Origin of the sequence: Alkaliphilus transvaalensis ATCC 700919, from assembly GCF_000621485.1 — a bacterium.
Taxonomy (GTDB): Bacteria; Bacillota; Clostridia; order Peptostreptococcales; family Natronincolaceae; genus Alkaliphilus; species Alkaliphilus transvaalensis.
The window spans coordinates 35,574-61,029 of the sequence record NZ_JHYF01000012.1; the positions used below are offsets into that span (position 1 = coordinate 35,574).

Consider the following 25,456-nt stretch of genomic DNA (forward strand, 5'->3'; position numbering starts at 1 on the left):
TCTCGTATATTATATTGAAAATTAAATTAGGAGGTAGTTTAAATGAAAAAAACGATATCAAAAATTTTAGCTACACTTTTAGTATGTACATTTGCATTGTCTTCTGCTAGTGCTTTCACACCGCCAGGCTTAAGTAAAAAAGGAGGACTTCCACCAGGAATACAGAAACGTTTTATTCAAGCTATTGAAAAGGATTATGCCTACGAATCAACGATTAAAGCAATCGACTTTTCTAAAAGAAGAATAGTCATTCAAGAAGGAACGGCAGAAATTCATCTATTAGTTGCAAATGACGCAAAAATTGAATTGAATGGAAAGAGTGGTAAGCTTAGTGACTTACAAGTAGGTGATCAGGTTCAGATTAAGACCAACTCTTCTAATACGGTTGTAGAAATAAAAGCAACTGGAGGGGCAAGAATAACCCCACCTAAGCAAACCCAAATTAAGGGCGTAATAAAAAATATCGACCTATCAAATAAGGAAATTGTCATAGAAGATAATAATAACACAAATTTATATCATGTTTCTAATACAGTTATTTATATTGATAATAATCAAAAAGCATTAAAGGATCTAAAGGTTGGGATGGAAATTACAGCCCAGGTTGAAGGGATTAAGATCATTACCCTATACGCAAAGTCAGTAACAGTTAAAGAATTACAAGCCACTGTTAAAAGAGTTGATGTAAGCAGAAGAGAAATCCTTTTGCAATATGATAATAAAGAAGAATTATATAAAGTAAAATCAGATGCTGTAATCAAAATCAACGGAGCTACTCAAAATCTATCTTCTGTTGTTGCGGGTACAATTGTAACAGTAAAGATTCAACAAGGAGAGATTATTGAAATTACAGGAAATAATAGTATAACAAAATTAGAGGGTAGATTAATGTCAAAGAATTTAGGAGATACACCTGCTATAACGCTAGAAATGAATAAAGAAATTAAAAATTATTATGTCGATAAAGAATTAAAGGCAGTTTTAACCCATATCAACGTAGGTAATCAAGTGACTATTTATATAAAGGATAATCTAGTAGTAGCTATACAGGAAAAAAATTAAATTGATCTTACTTCTTCAAATGAAATGATCCCTTCAAAAATGAAGGGATTTTTCTTTTGATAGTTCCTAAACAGTTAGGATATGCTATAATTAATTGATAATTTATCCTATGATCCAACTACTAAGGAGGAAAGAATGAAAGAATTATTAAAATTAGGGGAAAGAATTGATGATTTACAAGTAAATAATTTAAAAATAATACAAAACCCTAAAGGATTTTGTTTTGGTTTAGATGCAGTGCTACTAGCAAACTTTGCTGAGGTAAGAAGGGGTTCGCAAGTGGTGGATTTAGGTACAGGAACAGGAATTATTCCAATTTTGGTAGCAGGAAAGACCCTAGATACCCACATTAAAGCAGTGGAAATACAAGCAGATGTGGCGGAAATGGCTCAACGTAGTGTCAAGTTAAACAAATTAGAAAATAGGGTAGAAGTTTTAAATATAGATTTAAAAGAATGCGAGAAGGACCTAAAGGTAAATACTTTTGATGTGGTTACAACTAACCCTCCTTATATGCATGCAGATGGATTAATTAATCCTGATGATAAAAAAGCGATATCAAGGCATGAAATTAAGTGTACATTAGAAGATGTAATTAGGACAGCCTCAAAGTTATTAAAGTTCCATGGAAGGTTTTATATGGTTCATCGACCTCAAAGATTAGTAGACATTATAGTCCACTGTCGTAATTATAAGCTTGAACCCAAACGGATTAGATTTGTCCATTCAAAGTATGGTTCAAAACCAAATTTACTATTGTTAGAGTGCAAAAAATCAGCTCAACCAGAACTTAAAATTATTGATCCTTTAATTATCTATAAAGAGGATGGAAGCTACACCGATGAGGTTTATGAGATTTATGGAAAAACTAAATTAGGGGAAGGTGGCGGTAGTTGTGGATAAGGGAAAGTTATATATATGTCCCACCCCCATTGGGAATCTAGAAGATATTACTCTAAGAGTATTAAGAGTTTTACAAGAGGTTGATTACATTGCAGCTGAAGATACAAGACAAACAATTAAATTATTAAATCATTTTGAAATTAATAAAAGCCTCACTAGCTACCATGAACATAATAAAGCGAAAAAAGGGCAAGATTTAATTAAAGACCTTATGGAAGGTAAGAAAATTGCCCTTGTATCTGATGCTGGAATGCCAGGTATATCAGATCCTGGAGAAGACTTAATAAAAGAGTGTATAGACATGGGGATAGAAGTTGAAGTATTACCTGGTGCTACAGCTGCTATTTTAGCATTAATAGCATCCGGCTTGAATACTAGTCAATTTAGTTTTGAGGGATTTCTAAGTAGAGATAAGAAAAAACGTAGAGAAAGGTTAGAAAGAATTAAGTACGAAGATCGGACTTTAATTTTTTATGAAGCTCCCCATAGATTACAAGAAACTTTAGAAGATTGTTTGAAAATATTAGATAATCGTAGGGCTGTGGTAGGTAGAGAACTTACAAAACGATATGAAGAGTTTATTAGGGGTACTTTAGTGGACTTAATAACTCAATTTAGAGAAGTACCTCCAAAAGGAGAAATTGTTTTAATGATTGAGGGAATATCAGCAGAAAAATTAGATGAACTAGAGAAGGAAGCTTTTAAAGATTTAAGTATTAAGGACCACTTACTGCAACTAATGGAGTCGGGGATGGAAAAAAAAGATGCGATTAAAGAAGTGGCTAAGATCAGGAAAGTTCCTAAAAGAGATGTCTATCAGGAAGCGATAGACTTATAGCCATAAAAAAGAAAAGTAAAGAGTAATAACTCTTTACTTTAAATATGAGGAAGACTATTTTAATTCTTCTTTACAAGCTGAGCAGATATTTTTACCTTTATATGTAATTATATCCTTCGCATTGCTACAGAAGATACAAGCTGGCTCGTATTTCTTAAGGATAATGCTTTCACCATCTACATAAATTTCTAAAGCATCCTTTTCTCCAATATTTAATGTTCTTCGTAGTTCGATTGGTAAAACTACCCTTCCAAGTTCGTCTACTTTTCTTACAATTCCTGTTGATTTCAATTTATTTCCTCCTTTTATTTTTGTAAATTTATAGAAACAAAACTAATGACAACAAATTACTACATAATAGTCCACGAAACAACAAATTTCGACAACTTATATATTAAATAGTACCAGACTTTCCATAAAAAGTCAACCTCATTTTTGGATAAATATTAATAAAAAAATGGGCTGTTTTCACAAAAAAATTTTATTGTTTATATAAATAATTTTTGTGTTTTTGTATGATATATTAATTATATATAAATTATATTTTTAGAGGGATCCTTCCTAGAAGTGAGCTAAGGAAGATTAATTAATAATTTTCAAATAAATCGTTGAATTTAATTGTTTTAGAATTGTTTTATTTTTTAAAATAGAGTAGTTAAATTAGTTTATAAAGGGTATATGTTTAAGATAGTCATGTTATAATAAAGTAATCTTTTTATAGAAATTAGGAATTTAAGTATTAATTAAGTTTACAAAAATAGTAAGTATTTTATTGTTAATTATGAATTATAACGTATAGATATGAGTAATCACTTTGAAGGAGTGGATATAGATGACAACAAATATTTCTTCAATTTTCGACAAGAAATATATAATTGGAGAAAAAGTATACCTTGTAGGGGGATGCTTAAGAGATAACCTATTAAATAAAATAGTTAAAGATTGGGATGTTGTTATAGAGAAGGATTCCTATGCCTTTGCTAAGAAGGTAGCAGAAGATTTTCAGGGAAGTTTTGTAGAGATGGACAAAGAAAATGGGGTGTATCGAGTCATTTTATTCGATGGACTTCAAATTGACTTTGCTAAAATGCAGGGGAATAAAATAGAAGAAGACCTTCAACATAGGGATTTTACCATTAATGGTATGGCCTATGATATTGAAGCAGGGTTTCCTATTAAGGAAAAAGAAATAATTGATCCCTTTGGAGGAATAAAGGACCTAACAAAGAAGGAAATAAAACATATACATAGGGATGTTTTTAAGGAAGATCCTATTCGGATGATTAGGGCAGTTAGACTAATGATGGAATTACACTATAATATTAATCATGAAACGATTCGACTAATTAAAGAAAACGCTAATAAAATTAATACTGTTGCAGGTGAAAGAGTGGCAGCAGAATTATTTAAAATATTGAAAGCAGAGAATGCTTATTTTTATTTGAATTATATGGATGAAACTTTAGGAATTTTATATGAGTTATTTCCTGAACTTGAAAAAATGAAGGAAGTTGGAGAATGTAAATATCATGTAGTTGATTGTTGGACCCATTCTATTTATACAGTAAAAATGGCAGAGGAATTTATTTATTCCGATAATTATTTTGAGCCCCATATAAGGGAAGCTTATGAAGAACATACAAAAGAAATCATAGCAGGAGACCGTACCAGACTAGATTTAATTAAATTGGGTGCATTATTTCACGATGTTGGAAAACCTTCCGCCCGTAAGGTAGATGAGACGGGAAGAACTCGATTTAGAGGCCATGAGATTACAGGTGCAGAAATTATTAGAGAATATGCAGAGAAGTTAAAGCTTAGTATTAAAGAAAGGGACATCTTATATCGTTATGTAGAGTTACACATGATCCCGTTAAATTCATATAAAAATAATGATGTAAGTGGTAAAGTCCTCTATGATATTTTTAATAAAATGGGAGAAGAGACTTTAGATATTCTTTTAATCGCCCTTTCAGATATTATTGCCACGAGAAAGTTATTAGTACCCGATGAAGAAATGGGGATGTTTAAAGTTCATATAGAATATATAGCTAATAACTATTTAACTAGGTATCGACCGCTGGAGAAAATAAATTCAATTATTACTGGAAAAGATATTATGGAGTCCCTTGAAGTTCCTTCTGGAGTGATGGTGGGTAATCTTTTAGAAGAAATTAAAAAGGCAATTTATTTTGGAAGAATTTCACCTACAAAAGAAGCAGCCCTTAACTATCTAAAAAGTATATTCTAAGGATTGTAGACAACTGATAAGATGCATAAACCAAAGCTATGTATATATTGTTTGATGCAATCTTCAACTATAAAATGACCCCTTAATCAACCTGATTTGTTGATTGAGGGGTCATTTACGATTTTTATATAATTATTCATCCCTTAGGGACTTTACCAACTCGTGTTTTAGGTCCCATAGTTTCTGGGAAAGGTCTACCTTATAAAGTTGAGGTCTTTTTAACCGTCGATACTCTGGCCATAAGGAGTCTAGCTCTTTTTGAGTATGCTCCTTAACTTCTTGAACTGTTTTTCTCGTATACTCAAGTTTTCCATCGATGTACAAAGGTATTAAAAGCTCTCTAATAGAGTAGTTTCTAAAGGTTTTCTTCTTCCAGGTATACGTAGGATGGAAAATAGTCAAGGGTTGATTTGTATTTATTACTTCATCCGCTAGCATAATTAAATCAGCTTGGGCATGTTTACTTGACTCGTCATAAATTCGAATAACCTTTTTATAGCCAGGATTAGTAATCTTTTCAGGATTTTCGGATATTTTTATTTTAGGGGCCAGTTTGCCATTTTCTTCGGCGGCTACTAACTTATAAACACCACCTAAAGCAGGACAATCTTTAGAAGTAATTAGGTTAGTCCCTACCCCCCAACCAGTTACAGTAGCTTCTTGAATTTTTAAGCTATAGATTGTTTCTTCGTCTAAATCGCTGGAAGCAACAATTTTTAATCCTTGGAATCCTGCCTCATCCAGCATTTTGCGTGCTTTTTTTGAAAGGTAGGCGATGTCTCCAGAATCAATCCTCACACCGGTAGGCTGATAGCCCTTCTCCTTCAACTCATTAAATACAGTAATAGCATTAGGAATACCGCTATTTAAAGTATCATAAGTATCTACAAGAAGAAGACAGTTTTGAGGGTAAACATTGGCGTAGGCTCTAAAGGCATCAAGTTCGCTATCAAATTTTTGAATCCAGCTATGGGCCATTGTCCCAGTAACTGGTATATTAAACATCTTGCCAGCTAAAACGTTGGAGGTACCAACACACCCACCAATGTAAGCGGCCCTTGCACCATAGATACCAGCATCGGGTCCTTGGGCTCTTCGTAAACCAAATTCAAAAACTGCGTCCCCTTTAGCTGCTTCACAAACACGTGCTGCTTTAGTTGCAATTAATGATTGGAAATTAACGATGTTTAAAATGGCAGTTTCGATCAGTTGTGCTTCGAAACAACGGGCTTTAATCCTCATAATGGGTTCATTAGGGAACATTATTGTACCTTCTTCAACTGTATAGATGTCACCAGTAAATTTAAAATTTTTTAAGGTATTAATGAAATCTTCATCAAATAAATTAGTATTACGCAAGTATGTTAGATCATCCTCATCAAAATGAAGATTTTCAATATAGTCGATTACCTGCTCAACTCCAGCGATAATAGTATAGCTATTATCGGAAGGATTTTTTCTGAAAAAAACATCAAATACAACAATATCATCAGCTACATTATTTTTTAAGTATCCATTCATCATAGTTAGCTGATACAAATCTGTAAGTAGTGTATGATTTCTCATTATGGGCTCCTTTCTTAATTAGAGCGGGTTTTTGTTTGGTTATTAAGTTATATTATAACAAAAATTTAAAAACATAACTATAGAATTTACATTTTCTATGAATATTAAAACAGACTGGGGGACTACAGGTGAATAAAATATGGTTTATTATGATCTTATTTGGTATGATTATGGCGATTGTAACAGGAAAAGGAGAAATTATTAATGAGGTACTTCTTACAGATGCCCAAGAAGCGGTTATGTTTGCAATTGGCTTAACAGGTATTATGGCAGTTTGGCTGGGGCTTATGAATATTGCAAATCGCTCAGGATTAATGAGAACTTTCGCAAGGGGAATGAGACCCTTCACAAGGGTATTATTTCCTTCTATACCAGACCATCATCCTGCTACAAGTGCTATTGTCATGAATATGGTTGCCAATATGTTTGGAGCAGGTAATTCAGCTACTGCATTAGGACTAAAGGCTATGGAAGAGCTACAAAGTCTTAACCATGATAAAAAAAGGGCATCAAACGCTATGTGCATGTTTTTGGTCATTAACATGTCATCGATACAATTAATTCCTTTGACAGTTTTAAAAATCCGTGCCGATGCTGGTTCCATTATGCCTTCAGAAATCATTATTACATCCTTATTAGCTTCGATTGTTTCAACAATTGTCGGAATTACTGCCTGTAAAATTTTAGAGGGGAGGGAGGGAGCATGATTGTATTTAGATACGTTTCAGTAATGGCTATTCCAGTTATGATGACGGTTATATTACTTCATGGCTATATTAAAAAAGTAAACCTATATGATGCCTTTGTTGAAGGGGCAGAGGAAGGTTTTAAAACAGCTATTCGCATTATGCCCTACTTAATAGCCATATTTTTGGCCATAGGGTTATTAAGAAAATCAGGTGGAATGGAATTAGTTGTTAATTTATTGGCTCCAATAACCCGTTTTTTAGGAATTCCATCAGAAGTGCTTCCACTAGCACTAATGAGACCATTTTCAGGCAGTGGGGCACTAGGGGTTCTGGCAGACATTATTGAAAGTTATGGGCCAGATTCCTTTGTAGGTCGAGTGGCATCTACAATGATGGGTTCAGCAGAAACCATTTTTTTCACAATGGCAGTTTATTTTGGGGCTGTAGGGGTTCAAAAGTCTAGACATACAGTGGGGGCAGCACTAATATCTCACTTTGCAGCAGTAATTGCATCGGTATTTATATGCAGTCTGATGTTTAGGTGATTGAAAGCTACATTGGTATAATGGAAGTTACTTAACTACATTTATTTAAAATGAAAACTTGTTAAATTGTTTTTTATTTAGTATTTAATATACATGACATACAAAGCTTAAAAATAATAGTTGACAGATGATGTATAATTTTATATATTGTAGTATAATACTATATCATATTAATACACTATCGGTAATGATGGGAAGAGTAGAAAAGGGAAGCAGTTAAAAGAGAGCTGGGATAGGTGAAAGCCAGCACTGTTGAAGCTTTTTGAAGATGGACCCTAAACCTTATAGCTGAGGGTTGTAAGACCTTAGGTTATAACGGAGTTGCTTCCGTTAAGAAAGCAAAGTGAATTATTTTCACTTAATGAGTTTATTATTGAGAAATAATAATGAACTAGGGTGGTAACGCGAACTAATCCTCGTCCCTATAGAAATTATAGGGGCGGGGTTTTTTGTATTTTTATATAACATTTGAGATGAAGGAGGAAGAAAAATGAGCAAAAAACCCTACTATATTACAACTGCAATCGCCTATACATCGGGAAAGCCTCATATCGGTAATACCTATGAGATCATTCTTGCTGATGCAATTGCCAGATTCAAGAGACAATTAGGATATGATGTGTTCTTTATGACAGGAACAGATGAACATGGGGAAAAAATTGAAACAAAAGCTAAAGAAGCTGGAAAAACACCAAAGGAGTTTGTTGATGAAGTGGCTGGAGAAATTAAATCTATCTTTGACTTAATGAATACCAGCTACGATAAATTTATGAGAACCACCGATGAAGATCATGAAGAACAAGTTCAAAAAATCTTTAAAAAGCTTTATGATCAAGGAGATATTTATAAAGACGAATATCATGGCTTATATTGTACCCCTTGTGAATCTTTTTGGACTGAGTCCCAATTAGTGGAAGGTAATTGTCCAGATTGCAACAGGCCTGTTGTGGAAGCGAAGGAAGAAGCTTATTTCTTAAAGCTAAGTAAATATCAAGACCGATTAATGAAACATATTGAAGAAAATCCAGAATTCATACAGCCTGAATCTAGAAAAAACGAGATGATCAATAATTTCCTAAAGCCAGGACTTCAGGATCTTTGTGTATCGAGAACCTCTTTTAAATGGGGAATACCGGTAACCTTTGATGAAAAACATGTGGTTTATGTTTGGATTGATGCCCTATCTAATTACATTACTGGTATTGGATACGATGTAGATGGTAACCATGGCGAAAGGTATAATCGTTATTGGCCGGCAGATGTTCATTTAATTGGTAAGGATATCTTAAGGTTCCATACGATTTATTGGCCAATCCTTTTAATGGCGTTGGAGGTACCGCTACCAAAGCAAGTATTTGGACACCCATGGATGCTAGTTGGGGAAGGAAAAATGAGTAAATCTAAAGGTAATACCATCTATGCAGATGATTTAGCCAGACATTTTGGAATAGATGGCGTGAGGTATTATTCATTACATGAAATGCCCTTCGCCTATGATGGAACCATCACATGGGAATTGGTAATAGAACGTTTTAATTCAGATCTTGTAAATATATTAGGAAACCTTGTCAACAGGACGATTACAATGGTAAACAAGTATTTTAATGGTAAAATAGAAGTCCCAGTTGATGTAGAATCTGTAGACGATGAATTAATACAGTTGGCTTTAGCTACTCCTAAAAAAGTAGAAGCCAAAATGGAGCAGCTTAAAGTTGCCGATGCCATTAGTGAGATTTTTACATTACTAAGAAGAAGCAACAAATATATTGATGAAACATTACCTTGGGTTTTAGGGAAAGATCCAGACAAGAAAGGTAGATTAGCAACTGTCCTATATAATTTGCTAGAATCTATAAGAATATCAGCAGTTTTACTGCAGTCTTTCCTACCAGAAACGGCAGAAAAAATATTTAAACAACTGAATACTACTGAAACTAGCTGGGAAAGTCTTACTCAATTTAATGGTATTAAAGTGGGGGATCAAGTGAATCAGCCAGAAATTTTATTTGCTCGTATTGACGCAGAAAAGAAATTGAAGGAAATAGATGCTGAACAACCAAAAGCAGAAGAGACAAAAGAAGTAGCACCCCTTAAAGAAGAAATTACAATTGATGATTTTGGCAAACTAGATTTACGGGCTGTAAGGGTTATTAAGGCTGAAAAACACCCGAAGGCAGATAGATTATTAGTGCTACAAGTGCAATTAGGGAACGAAGTGAGACAAGTGGTTTCTGGTATTGCATCTCATTATTCGCCAGATGATATGGTAGGAAAAACTGTCATTTTAGTGGCGAATCTTAAACCAGTAAAATTGAGGGGCGTTGAATCTCAAGGGATGATTTTAGCTGCTTCTGATGAAGATAAGCTAGTGTTAGGTACCCTTGATGGAGATATATTAAGTGGAACGCCAATAAGCTAGGAGGAATGTAAATGTTATTTGATAGTCACGCCCACCTAGATGATTCACGATTTGACCGAGATCGTGACGCAGTAATAAGAGCAGCAAAAGAAAGCGGTCTACAGTATATTCTTAATGCAGGGGCAAGTCTTACTACTTCAGTTAAAGCAGTTAATCTTTCAGAGAAATATGAAATGATATATGCAGCAGTAGGAGTCCATCCCCATGATGTAAAAGATATGGATGAGGATACAATAGAAGTGTTAAAGTCTCTAACCAACAAGAAAAAGGTAGTTGCAGTTGGCGAAATAGGTTTAGACTATTATTATAATCACTCTCCAAAGGAAGAACAACGAAAATGGTTTAAAAGACAAATAGAACTAGCTAAAGAAGTTAATTTGCCAATCATTATCCATGATCGTGATGCAAATCAAGAGACTTTTGACATATTGAAACAGCACCAAGTAGGAGACATTGGCTGTGTTATGCATTGCTATTCGGGAAGTGTAGAATTAGCTAAAGAATATATAAAAAGAGGAATTTATATTTCCATAGCTGGACCATTAACCTTCAATAATGCTAAAAAAGTTCAGCAGGTTGCAAGAGAAATACCATTAGAATGGTTGTTGGTAGAAACAGATTGTCCCTATTTAACTCCAGTACCCTATAGAGGTAAAAGGAATGAATCTGCTTATGTAAGATATGTGGCAGAGGCAATTGCAGAAATTAAAGGAATATCTTTTGAAGAAGTGGCAGAAACAACGACTAAAAATGCTAAAAAACTTTTTAGAATAGAGTAATTTTTATGAACCGAAAAATATTTTCGGTTCTTTTTTTTGAAAACTCTAAAAAAAAACTAAGAAACTACCGATAAAATTATAAGGCTATGCGATAAGTTTAAGGGGGTTGATGAGGGTGACGGTTTTATGGAAGCGTGAGTATAGGGAGATATCTGTAGACAGTTTAATTGAAGGAATGGAAATTTATGATGATGTTATTAATCGATTTGGAAATGTTCTAGTTCCTGCTAAGACTAAGGTAGTCGATCTTATTAAAATAAAGAACTTACTAGAGCAGCATGATGTTAGATATATTAAGGTTAATGTATCTGAAGAGGAAAACCAAGAGGACCTTGACACAATAGATTTAGATGAAATAGAAGAAAACGATGATTTTTCTAAAATAGAAGAGCAATTAAATGAAATTAAATATAAAGAAAAAATAAAAAGCTTTAGAGAAGACTTCAAAGAGAATCAAGTTAAGTTACAAAAGGATTTTGAAGGTATTTTAAAGGGTGAAGTGATAGGAAAAGATAAAATTAAAGATAACATTGATAAGACATTAGCTGCATTTAAGGGAAACATAAATGCTTTTCAATTACTTGAGCAGATGAGGGACTTAGATGACACTACATATGCCCATAGCCAGAACGTGACGGTAATTTCCTATAATATAGGAAAATGGTTAGATTTAAACGAAGGGAAGCTACAATCTTTGGTCACTGCGGCGTTACTAGCAGATTTAGGTAAAATGAAGGTGCCAAAAGAGCTACTAAATAAGGCTGGTAAGCTTACCTACGATGAAACGCTAGAGTGTCAGAAACACGTTATTGAGAGTCATGAATTGATTAAAAACTATAGTTTTGTAACAGAAGATGTTAAGCAAGCTGTTTTGCTTCACCATGAAAGAATGGACGGCAGTGGATATCCATTAGGGCTTAAGGGAAATAAAATCCCACTACTAGCAAGGATTATAGCAATTGCAGATGTTTATAATGCCCTAACATCCAATCGTTCTTACCGTAAAAAGATGTCTCCTTTTGAAGCCATTAAGACATTAGAAACAGAATACTTAGATAAGCTAGACTCTAAAATTTTGTATATATTTCTTAATCGCATAGGGAACTGCTTTATAGGACAGAAGGTTAAATTAAGTGATGAGCAATTAGCAGAGATTGTATATGTAGCAAAACAAAATATATACAAACCAGTGGTTAAATTACAGACTTCAGGAGAACTACTTGATTTAGGTCTCCCTCAGAATGCAGGAATCTATATAATAGATTTTGTATAGGAGAAGAAACGATAATTGTGAATAAGATCAATACAAGGGGCTGTCTCAAATTGACAGCCCCTTATATTATTTAAGGTGTATAGAATTTTTGTGTGAAGTAATTATTAAATTTGGCATTGCTACCTCCAAACCATACGCCAACACCAAGTTTTTCGTAATTACCCAAGAGGGCCTTACGGTGACCTATCGAGTTCATCCAACCTTCATGGGCGTATATAGGGTTTTGTTGACCAGCAGCTAGATTTTCTCCTGCCGAACGATATCTAATTCCTTCCTGCTTCATACGATCAAAAGGGCTTTCTCCTTTTAAATTGATATGATCAAAGAAACGATGATCAGCCATATCTTTACTGTGCTTAGTAGCGGCACTTGAGGCAACTTCAGACCATTCAAAGGGTTTAAGTCCTTCTCTAACTCTTAGGGCGTTGGCTAAATCAAAAACCTGTTTTTCAAAAGCCTCTTTTAGCTCTATTGAAGAATTTAAATGTCTAAGATAGCTTTCTTCTACATCTTTATCAATAATAAGAATAGAACTTACTTCATTACCCTTATGGAGGTCATAAAAAATAGTTACATAGGAACTACCTAAATGGAAAACTTCGTACTCTGTTCCTTCTTCAAAAGGAGGAAACAAGTACTTGGTGTTTCCTTTCACGATCCCATCTAAGGGTTGAGATAGAGAGGAAGTTATCATTTCTTTATTTGTTCCAACATTGATATTATATTTATTTTCCCATAGAGGTTGATTACTGTAGATGGCTACTACTTTATTATCCTGAATACCAAGCTGAAGATAGTCACGGTACTGATTATGAAATGTATACCACTGGAAACCATATTCACTAATCACAGTTCGTTGAGCCGATCCTAAAACTTTAGAAACATCCTCCAAACTAGAACCGATGGTAATGTTTTTAACACTGAAATTACGATGGGCTTCTTCCTTTGAAATAAGGACAGTTTGATTTTTGCTATCCCAGTGAACATCTGCACCTAAACTTTCTGAAATAAAGCGAAAAGGAATGAAGGTTCGACCATTGATAATTTGTGCAGGTACATCTAAAGGAACAGATAGATCATTTTTGTATACTATAGCACTATCAATAGGCATAGTAACAATCGTATCATGGTTTTTTGCTGTAACAACTCTATTAGAAGCATCCCAAGAAACATTAGCACCTAAGGCCTCCATAACCGCCCTTACAGGTACCAGAATACGATTATTAATCTTCACGGGAGGTTCATCTAACATGAGTTGTGTATTATTAACAAATATATTGATCACAGAGGACATATTTCCATAAGAGATTAATGAAACAAAAGTGACAAGTAGAGCTAAGGAACAAAGGATTAAGAAAGTTTTTCTAAGTTTCATAAGATCCTCCTATATTTTTAGTTTTAATCAATGATAGCATTATTTAAAGTCTATTCCAATAGTTGAGCTATAATGTAATAAAAATTTAATATACATTTATTTATACCTTCTTAAATGAATGTATAATCAAATAGATACAAATTTCCCGGGAAATAGACAAAATAGCGTATCAATATATCCTACTGCAAGAATGAGAATTGTAAAATAAAATTAATTGAATATAATGGTAGAGATAAGGCAATAATGCCTAAAGAGTTGTCACTTAATTCCAATAAATACTAAAAAGGTTGACAAATATTTTTAATAGGTTAAAATAATAAAAATGATGTTTCTTTCCAACTAGACTCAAAAGGGTTGAATTAGAAGTTTAATATTTCTAATTAAAAAGAACAAAATAAAGCTATTGTTTCAGGACAATAATTTTATTTATGGAGAACAGGAGGAAGTTTAAATGGATAGTAACCTGAGCAATAAGGTGACCCTAAAAGGGAAAATCTTAATTGCCGTGATTACGTTAATGTTTTTAATTAGCGGAATAACCTATATGTCTTTACAAAAGACTGTGGTTATAGCCTACGATGGACAGGAAGTGGAAGTGAAAACCCTTTCTAATACTGTTGAAGCCATACTTAAAAGACAAGGCATAGAATTAGAGCCCGAAGACAAAATAACCCCAGGACTACAGGATAAAATAACAGATGGCAGTAGAATCACTGTCCACAGATCTTTTGAGATACAACTTGTGGATAGTGGCGAAGAGAGAATTATCAAAACCGCAGAGTCTAAGGTTGAAGATTTACTTAATTCTCTAGAAATACAACTAGAGGAACAAGACATGATTCAACCCGCCCTTGATACACCTTTAAGAAAAGGAGAAGTTATAACAATTACAAGAGTTATGGAAGAATTTCTAGTGGAAGAACATGTAATCCCTTTTCAATCTGTAATTAAGTATAATGACTCTCTTGATTATGGAACCACTAAAACGGTTCAGGAAGGAAAATCAGGGTTAAAAGAAGTAAAGTTTAAATTAATCTACGAAGATGGCATAGAGGTTGCCAGAGAAGTTGTAGATGAAATAATCCATGAGAATGCAGCTAATGAGATAATTGAAAAGGGAACACTGAATTTTGTAGTTACCTCCAGGGGAGAGACAGCTAGGTATCGTAAAGCCATCACCATGTCTGCAAGTGCATACGATGCTGGCTACGAAAGTACAGGTAAAAGGCCTGGTGATCCCTATTATGGAGTAACTGCCAGTGGTACTCAGGTCAGACCTGGAGTAGTAGCTGTCGACCCAAGGGTAATTCCCTTAGGAACGAAACTCTATATTGAATCATTAGATGGGATGCCTAGTTATGGCTACGCTGTAGCAGAAGATACAGGTGGAGCCATTAGAGGAAATAAAATCGACCTATATTTCGAAAACAGAAGTGATGCATTGAGGTTTGGAAGAAGAAACGTAAAAGTATATATTCTCGAATAGATCAGAGACTTCTCTGATCTGTTTTTTTGAATTAAATTCTCTATTAAAATCTTTATGAGTTATTAATACATGCAAATCATGGTATACTATTTTCAGAGGGGTTACTTGACTATGGGTTGTGATTATCAAAGGAGGACAAATGATAAAAGAAATTATTGTAGTAGAAGGAAGAGACGATGTAACTGCAGTAAAAAGAGCAGTTGATGCTGAAATGATTACCACCGGAGGTTTTGCTTTACCACCTTCTGTAATCAAGCGAATAGAGACGGCTGTGAAAAAAAGGGGTGTAATTATTTTTACAGATCCTGATTTTGCCGGAGAAAAAATAAGAAAAACCATTTCTTCAAAAGTACCTGGTTGTAAACATGCCTTTTTACCCAGAGAAGAAGCCACAAAAAATGGTGATATTGGAATTGAAAATGCCTCACCTACAAGTATCATAGCAGCGTTAGAAAAGGTCCGTTGCCAATCGATTGAAAAGAGGGCAGAATTTAGTCAAAAAGATCTTATTGTTAATGGGTTAATTGGTGATGAAGGGGCGTCTGAGAAGAGAGATCAGCTTGGAAAAGTACTAGGCATTGGTTATGGAAATGCCAAACAATTTTTAAATCGTCTAAATCACTATGGTGTCACGAGAGAAGAATTTGAGGCAGCACTAAATACTTTAAAAAGTAGGGATGAAAATGAATAAGATAGCTACTCCTAAAAATACTAAAGAAATGGTAGAAAAACATGGGTTCCATTTCTCCAAGAGTTTAGGACAAAACTTTTTAATAGATTACAATATAATAGAAAAAATTATTCAGGGTTCTAATATAACGAAAGAAATAAATGTTATTGAAGTAGGTCCAGGTATTGGAAGCTTAACCCAAGGATTATCGGAGGCAGCAAAAAAAGTAGTAGCGGTAGAAATAGATAAAAAACTGATTCCTATGTTGGCAGATACTTTAAAGGGATATGAAAATACAAAAGTTATTAATGAAGACATATTAAAAATTGATCTTCACCAATTAATAGCAGAAGAGTTTGATGGTGGAGATATTAAAGTAATAGGTAATTTACCCTATTATATAACCACACCTATTATTATGAGATTTTTAGAAGAAAAGGTACCAATACAGTCAATAACAATTATGATACAAAAAGAAGTTGCTGATCGGATGAATGCAAAGCCTGGTAAAAAAGATTATGGCGCATTATCTGTAGCTGTTCAATACTATTGTACAACAGAAATTATTACAATAGTTCCACCGTCAGTATTTATACCTCAACCGAAGGTAGATTCTAGTGTGATAAAATTAAATCGGTTAGAAGAACCAAAGGTAAAGGTGGCTAGTGAAAAACTGTTTTTTGGTGTTGTGAAGGATGCCTTTGGAAAAAGAAGAAAGACATTATTAAATGCTTTAAGTAGTGGAGACCTACAATTAAATAAAGATATGGTTAGAGAAACCCTTAAAGAATGCAGTATTGATGAAAAAAGAAGAGGAGAAACCCTTTCCATAGAAGAGTTTGCCGCTATTACTAATAGGTTTGCTGAAAAAATATAAGCGTTAAACACCGTTTTCAATTAGAGAACGGTGTTTATTGTTATCAGAATAATTATATGGAAACAATCTGTAAACAATTTAGTGTCCTTAACATATATTAATACAGAACTATGTTTTTGTAAGGAAATATTGTGTTAAGGGGGGAAAATATGAAAAGGCGATACAGAAGATACTTTATTATACTTGAAAATGAAGATTCAGGATTTGATGTGGCTAGCCAAGCACCTAAAGGGCATGCCAAAATTGAAATTAGCAATGACAAAGGAAGTATGTACTTACATTGTCAAAATCTAAAAGACTTACAAGAAAAGCGTATGAGATATCGATGGTATTTAGTAAACACAAAAAAAGATGAACCAACTATAGTTGATATAGGACCTATGGTGGTTGATGAAAACGGAAAAGGCGAGATCGTATGGGAGTTTAATGGAGAAAATGTTCAGGCCTCAAAGGAGTCGATAGATGATTTTAACCTATTAGCTTTACTGGTAGAATCATCAGATAAGAAAAGTCTTGAGGCTCCGTTGGTGGGCTACATAGACAAAGAAAAAGTTAACTGGAGAGAATTAGTAGAAAGTAAGCTATATGGAAAAAGAGCAAAGTCATCTGCATCTATTAATATGACTCTTAAGTCTACAGATGCTCCACAAAATATGAAGCCAATAAAAGAAGAAAAAGTTGCAGATAATATTAGCTTGAAAGAAGAAAAAAGGCCACGAGCAGTTAATAAACCCCAAAAAGAGGAAAGTCCTTTTGTAGTTAACAAACCAGAAAAAGAGGAAAGTCTTCTTGTAGTTAATAAGCCAAAAGAAAAGGAAAGCCCTCAAGTAGCGGGTAAATCTAATGAAGTAAAATTAGAACCAGAAAATAAACAAGATGTTAAAGTAAAATCAGAAATTTCTAAGGTTGAAAAACCAATGGAAGGTGAGGTCAAACAAGTAGAAACAGCTTCTAACTTAAATACTAATGAAACGACTTCATCTTCCCATGATTATGTAGACCGACTTTACCAGGAAAGCGAGCATAACATTTTAAAAGGCCTACAAACATATATTGAAGGTACGGTTAAAATGTTCCCTAAAATCAACCCCTTTGAAGAAGGTCTAGAAAATTATAACTGGTGGCATATGTATTACAATTATCAAACCATGTATCGTGCCCATATGCCTTTCATCGCCTATATTGATGGTATGAAGTATCCAACACAATTCTACCCCTACCAACAACCTTCTGATTATCAAAGACAAATTTATCAATACCAACATTATATTTTTGGCATTGTCTATGATGACAATAAAAATGTTAAGTACTATGTCTATGGAATACCGGGAAGAAATTTAAGTATAGACCAACCCTATAAAGGGAATACGGGATTTGAGTACTGGCATTCAACTCGAAAAGGAGCAATTGACGAAAATACAGTAGGTTATTGGCTGATCCATATTGACCCTAAGACGGGCAAAGTGGTAAGGCCCTTAAAGGCAACGAAAGCTTTAGATAGCAATCTTTAGATACTTGTTGCTCAAGAAATAATGCAGAATCTTCAAATTATTATTTTGGTTAAATATACCCCCTTTACAATAAACCTTTTTAATAACGGTTTATATAAAGGGGGTATATTATATAAGGATTGAATACATGTATCTTTATATTTTTATATTTTGGTTATGCTAATATAAGAATTGAGATTAAGGGGATGATTTTTTGTTAGGCACATATTTGCTATTTTTATTTAGTGCATTATTGGTAGTCTATACAGGAACAAAACTTTCCAAGTATGGTGATATTATTGCAGCAGGAACTTCACTAGGTCATTCAATTGTAGGAGGCGTTCTAATTGCTGCAGCAACGTCACTCCCCGAATTTGTAACCAGTGTTTCTTCTGCATTAATTGATGCTCCTGACATTGCGATAGGAAATGTTTTTGGGAGTAATATATTTAACTTGATGATCTTGGCTCTTGTAGATGTGTTGCATACTCAAGGTAGATTTCTAGTTCATGTAAAGATGAATCATATGCTGGCGGGGATGTTTGGAATTCTTTTATCTGCCTTAGGCGCTCTTGGGATTTTAGTAGCACAAGTTTCTGGATTAGATATTGTTTTTGGTTGGGTTAGTCTAACAAGTATTTTAATCTTTGGTACATATGCCTTTGCATCAATTCTAATTATTAGGTACGAAAATAAAGTACAAGCATTAGATGAAATGGATAAAACTGAAGAGCCAGAGGAGAGTGTAAAACCTGACGGGAGTTTAAAGAAGGCTATTATAGGATTTTCGTTATCTTCTGCTATCATAATATGGGCAGGAATGAATTTAACCTATTCTGGAGAAGCAATAGCTACCCACACTGGATTAGGACATACCTTTGTGGGAACCCTGTTAATTGCAGCCACAACCTCTTTACCAGAGCTAGTAGCATCAATTACAGCAATAAAAATAGGTGCCTACGACATGGCAGTAGGCAGTGTATTAGGCAGTAATATATTCAATATGTTAATTATCACTGCTACAGATGTATTTTACTACAAAGGGTCAATATTTAGTGTAATAGATATAAGCCACGGAATAACAGCTATGGCAGGAATCATACTAAGCTCTATAGCAGTAATAGGTCTTTTTTATCGATCAAAACGAACAATTTTTACAATAGGTTGGGACTCGGTATTTATTTTAACTTTCTATTTAGCAACGGTTTATTTAATATATATTACATAAATCTAGTAGACTTTTTTGATATCATAGGGCCACTTTCTATAACCTCCTATTAATGAAAAAACCCTAGGAAATCCCGATTCAGCCATTAACTTAGACGCCTTCAGGCTATCTTTACCATTATCACAATACACTAGGTAGGCATCATTAGGATCTAGTTCACCCAAATGATCCTTAAGATCTTTGATGGGAATGAATAGGGCATTATTTAAGTGCCCTCTATCGTAATCTTTTTGAGAACGTACATCTAGAATTACAATATCAGGATTGTTATGAATAAATACATTAGCTTCCTCAGGAAGAAGTTGTTGATAATTGTATTTAAGCTGTAGACTACTAACGGTTCTATCCTTTGAAATCTGGCTAAAGATGGCAAGACCGATAATTAAGACTAGAATTACTCCAACTACTATATACAAATCTCTTTTTCTTAATACGAAAATACGCATATTTTCACCCCTTATAAAATTTAATCCTTCTACTAAAATATATTTGAGATAAATCTTCAATATTACAGCGTAAACTATATTTACTCTATTATTTTAGCTTCTACAACTATTGAAATTTCTTGACTGATGATCAATGATTTGACCGTTAGTTGTATTTTTTTATCATCTACGTTTATAATTCTATCCTCTAATATCTTATAAATCATTTCCCCATCAATGTTATCAAGTTCCTTACCGACAAGATCAGATAAGTAAAATTGTATGTACTTCTCTATTTCATCTCTGATGAGGATATTTCCATCGAATTTAATATTAATTTTTAGGTCTTTAACTAAAAAAGTACTTTGGTTTTTAATACTTTCATTCAAACGCTCCAGTTTAATTTCACGATCTAAAAGTTGATTAGTAAGTTGGTTCTGGACTCGATACAAACGATCAAAGGTATGCATTTGAAAAAGGGTCATAAAAACTAGGCCAAAGAGAAAACCTAAAGCGAAAAGAGCTGTAGCAAAAGATAATTTTTTCATTTATTTCCCATTCCTTCTAAGTAATAAAGTAGTCTGTAACCCATTTGAGCTCCCGAAAGGGCGCTTAAAATAAAAACTACTTGCTTAAAGAGTCCTCTTATATCCCCATTAAAAACCCCTACTTCAAAAACCTTAAAGGAAGGAAAGGTACCTCCTAGAGATACAGCAACAGCCCAAATTTTTATTTTTTCGCTTAGATCCAACATCGTTTTTAATGGAGGATCCCCATTAAAGGTAGCCGCTATTGCTCCAAAAATACAACCACCCAGCATAACACCTAGAGAAATGAAAAAATTATATAATATATTTTGTAAAAAAGGTATCATAGCTTAGCTCCTAACTCCATTAAATTGTTGCGGTCATTTAAATGTAAACTGTTCATAATACATATAGATATATATGAAAAAAGATGCAAATAAATGATTGAAGAAATCTATAATCGAATATAAATTGTTATTAGGGTATTACAATTGCAATTTCTCCAATGGATATAGTTACATTAAATTTAAGCCTGCATATAATATATCAGAAAACGAAAGGAGGAATAAGCATGAGCCAAAATCCATATCATTACTCAATGAACCCACAACACCAATATCCCTATGGAATGCCAGGCGAATTTATGGATATTTACGAAGATAGAAGAAGACTAATGGATATGTATCCTGATATTTATAGAAGAATATACCCTAGGGTACAGGAGATATGTCACCACATGGACGTTCATACTAATCCGAGAATGTATCCTTATGTAGACCCAAGAATGTTAGACGAAATGATAGACCAGATTTATCATATGGAAATTAATGAAGTTGGTAGTGAACAAAGAAGGTTTTTGAGAGACTTAATAACAATCTTGTTTATTCGTGAATTGCTAGGAAGAAGAAGACGTCATTTTGGTAGATTTCCTTACGGAACTTATCCTGGTTATGGAGGCTTTCCATTTTAGATAATTATGAAAAAAGATTAAGATCTAGATGTATCTAGATCTTAATCTTTTTTTGAAAAAATTTTTGTTTTTTCTACAACCTTAAGTAGATGATTATGTTCTGCCTTAATGCCTTGAAAAATTAGTCTTTCGGCATATCTTTTTAAAAAATTTTTTTTATAAAGCCATATACCTACTGAAAGCTTAATATTTCCAATTTCTGATATATCGGCCAAATATAATTCCTGTTGAGGGATCTGTAAAATATCAAAAACAGAAGTCAGGGCCGGTAGCATAATGGTCTCAGCTGTAGAAGTGCTTAAAATAAAAATATTATTGTTTGCTTGATCTCTGCCAACTTGAACCAGTCTCCCTATAGATTTTTCTTCCATAGAGCAGAAAGTAGGTAATATATTTAAGAATATTTTAGGCTGAGTAGGATCAAAAGAAAATTCTTCTAAGTGGAGGGCGGCTGCAATAGAAGTTAATATCGAATTACCTTTACCATGATAAATCACGTACATGTTAAGCCTCCTTTAACTTCTATCTTTGACATAACTAGTTATATCATTTGTAATAAGTCTAAATTTTATGAATATCATTTCATAGAGGGTTTGTTTTAAAAGGGTAACTATACAGTATACAACAAAATGATTAAAAATAAAACTTATTTTATTATTACAAAGTATTACAATTTAACTAATAATAAAAAAATAAACAACATTAAAAGACAATTAAAAACTGATAAAATCAATAATTGTATACAATATTATAAAGCGCTGGAGGTGCTGAAGTAAGTAATAGCATTACATATAAGTTACAAATGTTACATAAAATTAATATTTAATTTGTCCATTTTGATTGATTTTTTTGTTAATTAATAATATACTTGTTCCAGACTGATATTTTTTATTACTAAATTTTATGCTTTGTAAAAAAATTTTAAGGAGGGTGAAAGATGAGCGTTAAAGTATCTTCAAACAAAAAGAAGGGGCTATTTAATAAGTTCCTTGACATCATCGAAGTTGTAGGTAACAAACTACCGCATCCAGTAACATTATTCGCACTATTTAGTTTAGCAGTTATTCTTATTTCTGCATTAGCAGCTAAGATGGGTACATCAGTAACCTACGACAGAATTGTTGATGGTGAAGCAGTAGCCACTACAGTTGAAGCGGTTAGCTTATTAAGTAAGCAAGGAGTTAGGGATATCTTCTCTAAGGCTGTTTCAAACTTTACTGGTTTCGCACCATTAGGAACAGTACTAGTAGCGATGCTAGGGGTAGGGGTTGCAGAAGGAACAGGTCTAATTGGTTCTCTTTTAAGAAAATTAGTTTTAAGTACACCAAAAGGTTTAATTACAGCCGTTGTTGTATTTGCTGGTATTATGTCTAACGTAGCTTCAGACGCTGGTTACGTTGTTTTAGTTCCATTAGGAGCACTTATATTCTTAAGCTTTAAGCGTCATCCATTAGCAGGTCTTGCTGCTGCCTTCGCTGGGGTATCTGGCGGATTCAGTGCTAACTTAGCTTTTGGTACGATTGATGCATTACTTGGTGGATTCACTACTCAAGCTGCTGATATGTATCAACCAGGATATGAGGTAGGAATCCATGCTAACTGGTTCTTTATGATTGCATCTACGTTTTTAATTACAATTATTGGTACAATTGTAACTGAAAAAATTATTGAGCCTAGACTAGGTGAATACAAAGGTGATTCTAAAGTAGATATCGATAAAATTACTGCAGCTGAATCAAAAGGTTTAGTATGGGCATTAATTTCTTTCCTTGCTTATGTTGCAGTAATCGTAGCTTTAGTAATGTCGGGGATCTTAAAGTCTGATGCAGGCGAAATCTTAAAAGATTCTGCTTTCTTAGCAGGTATGGTTCCAATCATTGCAGGAGGTTTCTTAGTTCCTGGGGTTGCTTACGGTATTGCTTCTGGATCAGTTAAGAGTGATAAAGATATCGCTAACGTTATGGGTAAGTCAATGTCTACAATGGGTGGATATTTAGTTCTTGCCTTCGTAGCGGCACAGTTTGTAAACTACTTCAACTGGAGTAACCTTGGTACAATCTTAGCAGTTAATGGTGCTAATTTCTTAGAAGCAACAAACATGACAGGTGTTCCAATGCTAATTGGATTTATCTTAGTTGCTGGTTTCATCAACTTATTTATTGGTAGTGCATCTGCTAAATGGGCTATTATGGCTCCAGTATTCGTTCCAATGTTAATGCACGTTGGATATACGCCAGAATTTACCCAGTTAGCCTACAGAATTGGTGACTCTACAACTAATATTATTTCACCATTAATGTCTTACTTTGCAGTAATCGTTGCTTTTGCTCAAAAATATGACAAAGAAACTGGTATTGGTACTTTAATTTCAGTAATGGTACCATACTCACTATTATTCTTACTAGGTTGGACTTTATTATTCGTAGTATGGACTGTTCTTGGTTTACCAATCGGACCAGGTGTAGGAATTAAATTATAGTACTCAATCATTATTAAATTGTAGAAAAGGTACCGTTATTTCGGTACCTTTTTTTCTAAGGAAAGGTTAAATAATTTAAAATATTATAAATTTGTAATTTTATAATGTGTTGGAGAGAATAGAAAACAAATGGGTATAATGTTATAATAAGATTAATGGGCTATAATTGTATGGCTAAATTCGCAAGTAGAATAACATATATAGGGAGGAATAGGATATGGTTAATAAAGATCGAGTTGTTAATGAGTTTTTAGAATTAATTCAAATTGATAGCCATTCTGGAAAAGAAGGCGAAGTAGCAAAAGTACTTATTAAGAAGCTAGAAGAACTAGGACTAGAAGTAACTATTGATAATGCAGGCGAAAAAGTTGGTGGCGAAACTGGTAATATTATTGCCAAATTAAAGGGATCAAAACCAGGTCCAACTATTCTTTTCAGTAGTCATATGGATACAGTAAAGCCAGGGCTTGGGATCAAACCAGTTATTAAAGATGAAGTAATTTATAGCGATGGTACAACAATTTTGGGTAGTGACGATAAGGCTGGAGTAGCAGCTATATTAGAAGGTATTAAGCTGATTAAAGAAAATAATGTAGAGCATGCAGACGTAGAAATTGCCTTTAGTATTTGGGAAGAAGGAGGCCTTTTTGGATCAAAGTACATGGACTACAGCTTAATTAATGCAGATATGGCCTTTGTATTAGATAGTGGTGGTTCACCAGGAGAAATTATTATCCAAGGACCAGCTCAAGATAAAGTTAATGCAAAAATTATTGGTAAACCAGCCCATGCAGGAGTTGCACCAGAAGAAGGGATTAGTGCAATTCAAATAGCGGCAAGAGCGATTGACCGAATGAATCTTCTTAGAATAGATGAAGAAACTACAGCAAATGTTGGCGTAATTACAGGTGGAGAAGCCACAAATATTGTAACGCCAGAAGTAATGATAAAAGCAGAAGCAAGAAGTACAAACGAAGAGAAGTTAAGTAAACAAACAGCCCATATGGTAGAAATTTTTGAAAAAGCTGCTGCAGATTTTGGTGGTAAGGTAGAAATGGACGTAGAAAGAATGTACCCTGCCTTTAATGTAGATGAAAATGATACAATTGTTGTTAAGGCGAAGGAAGTATTTAACAGAATGGGAATTGAAGGATACACCAAATCTACAGGTGGCGGAAGTGATACAAACGTATTCAACGGTAATGGTATTAAAGCCATTAACCTTGGGATTGGTATGAAAAAGCCCCATACACTAGAAGAGCATATCTCAATTAAAGATTTAACCGATAGCGCTAGAATGGTATTTGAGTTAGTTAAAATTTATGGCGAATAGGATTTAAAAGGTAAGCACTGATTTAGCCTTCTGGTTAAATTAGTGCTTCTTTTTCAAAACATAGTAAATTTTTCGTAGGAAGGCTTTGTTCATGTTAAAGAACACTAAAAATCACTAAAAGAGCAATATGATTAGCAATTTAGTAATTCTGAATAAAGCGGGTAAATTTATTAAATAATATAATATAGTATGATATACTAAAGATTAGATAGCAGCATTTTATATGCTGTTATTTTTATGAAACCAAAATTTCAAAAAAAACTATTGCATT

Annotated in this window: 24 protein-coding genes and 1 other annotated feature; of the genes, 17 read left to right on the top strand and 7 right to left on the bottom strand. The window is 33.6% G+C overall.

Going from position 1 to position 25,456, the window contains the following annotated elements; genetic code table 11:
- The first annotated feature begins 42 nt into the window (after nt 1-42).
- The 3 genes from T335_RS0109025 (at nt 43) to rsmI (ending at nt 2,803) form a co-directional block, all read left to right on the top strand.
- Nucleotides 43-1,062, top strand: coding sequence for a hypothetical protein (locus T335_RS0109025; protein ID WP_026477255.1), 1,020 nt, complete (start codon nt 43-45; stop codon nt 1,060-1,062).
- Nucleotides 1,063-1,197: 135 nt separating this feature from the next.
- Nucleotides 1,198-1,965: a tRNA1(Val) (adenine(37)-N6)-methyltransferase gene (locus T335_RS0109030; protein ID WP_026477256.1), complete on the top strand. Its 768-nt coding sequence runs from the start codon at nt 1,198-1,200 to the stop codon at nt 1,963-1,965.
- Nucleotides 1,958-2,803 (top strand): 16S rRNA (cytidine(1402)-2'-O)-methyltransferase, encoded by an 846-nt coding sequence (gene rsmI / locus T335_RS0109035; RefSeq protein WP_026477257.1) that lies wholly within the window; start codon nt 1,958-1,960, stop codon nt 2,801-2,803. Before T335_RS0109030 ends, rsmI begins: the two co-directional genes overlap by 8 nt.
- A gap of 54 nt (nt 2,804-2,857) precedes the next feature.
- Here the strand turns inward: rsmI and T335_RS0109040 are convergent, their stop codons facing one another.
- Complete coding sequence (locus T335_RS0109040; RefSeq protein WP_026477258.1) at nt 2,858-3,094, bottom strand: AbrB/MazE/SpoVT family DNA-binding domain-containing protein; 237 nt, start codon at nt 3,092-3,094, stop codon at nt 2,858-2,860.
- A gap of 541 nt (nt 3,095-3,635) precedes the next feature.
- On the opposite strand from T335_RS0109040, the gene T335_RS0109045 reads away from it, so the two are divergent.
- Nucleotides 3,636-5,054 carry a CCA tRNA nucleotidyltransferase gene (locus T335_RS0109045; protein WP_026477259.1) on the top strand — a complete coding sequence of 473 codons (1,419 nt, stop codon included), beginning with the start codon at nt 3,636-3,638 and terminating at the stop codon, nt 5,052-5,054.
- Between the two features lie 132 nt (nt 5,055-5,186).
- On the opposite strand, the gene T335_RS0109050 is transcribed toward T335_RS0109045, so the two are convergent.
- Nucleotides 5,187-6,620: a nicotinate phosphoribosyltransferase gene (locus T335_RS0109050; RefSeq protein WP_026477260.1), complete on the bottom strand. Its 1,434-nt coding sequence runs from the start codon at nt 6,618-6,620 to the stop codon at nt 5,187-5,189.
- A 128-nt stretch (nt 6,621-6,748) separates the two neighbouring features.
- On the opposite strand from T335_RS0109050, the gene T335_RS0109055 reads away from it, so the two are divergent.
- From T335_RS0109055 to T335_RS21605, 5 genes are all read left to right on the top strand, one after another.
- Nucleotides 6,749-7,327 (top strand): nucleoside recognition domain-containing protein, encoded by a 579-nt coding sequence (locus T335_RS0109055; protein ID WP_026477261.1) that lies wholly within the window; start codon nt 6,749-6,751, stop codon nt 7,325-7,327.
- Nucleotides 7,324-7,854, top strand: a complete 531-nt coding sequence (locus tag T335_RS0109060; protein WP_026477262.1) for a spore maturation protein — start codon at nt 7,324-7,326, stop codon at nt 7,852-7,854. The genes T335_RS0109055 and T335_RS0109060 overlap by 4 nt, the downstream gene beginning before the upstream one ends.
- A gap of 178 nt (nt 7,855-8,032) precedes the next feature.
- Nucleotides 8,033-8,281: a binding site (T-box leader), on the top strand.
- A 63-nt stretch (nt 8,282-8,344) separates the two neighbouring features.
- Nucleotides 8,345-10,273 carry a methionine--tRNA ligase gene (metG, locus tag T335_RS0109065; RefSeq protein WP_026477263.1) on the top strand — a complete coding sequence of 643 codons (1,929 nt, stop codon included), beginning with the start codon at nt 8,345-8,347 and terminating at the stop codon, nt 10,271-10,273.
- 11 nt (nt 10,274-10,284) lie between these two features.
- A complete protein-coding gene (locus T335_RS0109070) occupies nt 10,285-11,052 on the top strand; it encodes a TatD family hydrolase (protein ID WP_026477264.1) in 768 nt (255 codons plus the stop codon).
- Between the two features lie 115 nt (nt 11,053-11,167).
- Nucleotides 11,168-12,325, top strand: coding sequence for an HD-GYP domain-containing protein (locus T335_RS21605; RefSeq protein ID WP_051569226.1), 1,158 nt, complete (start codon nt 11,168-11,170; stop codon nt 12,323-12,325).
- 70 nt (nt 12,326-12,395) lie between these two features.
- Here T335_RS21605 and T335_RS0109080 read toward each other — a convergent pair whose 3' ends face one another.
- Complete coding sequence (locus tag T335_RS0109080) at nt 12,396-13,700, bottom strand: stalk domain-containing protein (RefSeq protein ID WP_026477265.1); 1,305 nt, start codon at nt 13,698-13,700, stop codon at nt 12,396-12,398.
- A 451-nt stretch (nt 13,701-14,151) separates the two neighbouring features.
- Between T335_RS0109080 and T335_RS0109085 the strand changes: the two genes are divergently transcribed.
- The 5 genes from T335_RS0109085 to T335_RS0109105 all read left to right on the top strand — a co-directional run bounded on the left by T335_RS0109085 (nt 14,152) and on the right by T335_RS0109105 (nt 19,451).
- Nucleotides 14,152-15,186 (top strand): 3D domain-containing protein, encoded by a 1,035-nt coding sequence (locus tag T335_RS0109085; protein ID WP_051569227.1) that lies wholly within the window; start codon nt 14,152-14,154, stop codon nt 15,184-15,186.
- Between the two features lie 139 nt (nt 15,187-15,325).
- The gene (gene rnmV / locus T335_RS0109090) at nt 15,326-15,877 is read left to right on the top strand and encodes a ribonuclease M5 (protein ID WP_026477267.1); all 552 of its coding nucleotides are present in this window, start codon (nt 15,326-15,328) and stop codon (nt 15,875-15,877) included.
- The gene (rsmA, locus tag T335_RS0109095) at nt 15,870-16,733 is read left to right on the top strand and encodes a 16S rRNA (adenine(1518)-N(6)/adenine(1519)-N(6))-dimethyltransferase RsmA (RefSeq protein WP_026477268.1); all 864 of its coding nucleotides are present in this window, start codon (nt 15,870-15,872) and stop codon (nt 16,731-16,733) included. Before rnmV ends, rsmA begins: the two co-directional genes overlap by 8 nt.
- Nucleotides 16,734-16,882: 149 nt before the next feature.
- A complete protein-coding gene (locus T335_RS0109100) occupies nt 16,883-18,244 on the top strand; it encodes a DUF7922 domain-containing protein (protein WP_026477269.1) in 1,362 nt (453 codons plus the stop codon).
- Between the two features lie 193 nt (nt 18,245-18,437).
- Entirely contained in the window at nt 18,438-19,451 is a 1,014-nt protein-coding gene (locus tag T335_RS0109105) for a sodium:calcium antiporter (RefSeq protein ID WP_026477270.1), read from the top strand.
- 2 nt (nt 19,452-19,453) lie between these two features.
- Here the strand turns inward: T335_RS0109105 and T335_RS21610 are convergent, their stop codons facing one another.
- The 3 genes from T335_RS21610 to T335_RS0109120 form a co-directional block, all read right to left on the bottom strand.
- Complete coding sequence (locus T335_RS21610; protein ID WP_051569228.1) at nt 19,454-19,897, bottom strand: rhodanese-like domain-containing protein; 444 nt, start codon at nt 19,895-19,897, stop codon at nt 19,454-19,456.
- 80 nt (nt 19,898-19,977) lie between these two features.
- Nucleotides 19,978-20,424 carry a hypothetical protein gene (locus T335_RS0109115; RefSeq protein WP_026477271.1) on the bottom strand — a complete coding sequence of 149 codons (447 nt, stop codon included), beginning with the start codon at nt 20,422-20,424 and terminating at the stop codon, nt 19,978-19,980.
- Nucleotides 20,421-20,750, bottom strand: a complete 330-nt coding sequence (locus T335_RS0109120; RefSeq protein ID WP_026477272.1) for a YtrH family sporulation protein — start codon at nt 20,748-20,750, stop codon at nt 20,421-20,423. The genes T335_RS0109115 and T335_RS0109120 overlap by 4 nt, the downstream gene beginning before the upstream one ends.
- Before the next feature lie 224 nt (nt 20,751-20,974).
- Here T335_RS0109120 and T335_RS0109125 point away from each other — a divergent pair, with 224 nt between their 5' ends.
- Nucleotides 20,975-21,373, top strand: coding sequence for a hypothetical protein (locus T335_RS0109125; RefSeq protein ID WP_026477273.1), 399 nt, complete (start codon nt 20,975-20,977; stop codon nt 21,371-21,373).
- 41 nt (nt 21,374-21,414) lie between these two features.
- Here T335_RS0109125 and T335_RS0109130 read toward each other — a convergent pair whose 3' ends face one another.
- Nucleotides 21,415-21,876, bottom strand: a complete 462-nt coding sequence (locus T335_RS0109130; protein WP_026477274.1) for a DUF3189 family protein — start codon at nt 21,874-21,876, stop codon at nt 21,415-21,417.
- 434 nt (nt 21,877-22,310) lie between these two features.
- On the opposite strand from T335_RS0109130, the gene T335_RS0109135 reads away from it, so the two are divergent.
- Together T335_RS0109135 and T335_RS0109140 are read left to right on the top strand one after the other, a co-directional pair.
- Entirely contained in the window at nt 22,311-23,852 is a 1,542-nt protein-coding gene (locus T335_RS0109135; protein ID WP_026477275.1) for an AbgT family transporter, read from the top strand.
- 217 nt (nt 23,853-24,069) lie between these two features.
- A complete protein-coding gene (locus tag T335_RS0109140) occupies nt 24,070-25,185 on the top strand; it encodes a M20/M25/M40 family metallo-hydrolase (RefSeq protein ID WP_026477276.1) in 1,116 nt (371 codons plus the stop codon).
- Nucleotides 25,186-25,456 lie beyond the last annotated feature (271 nt).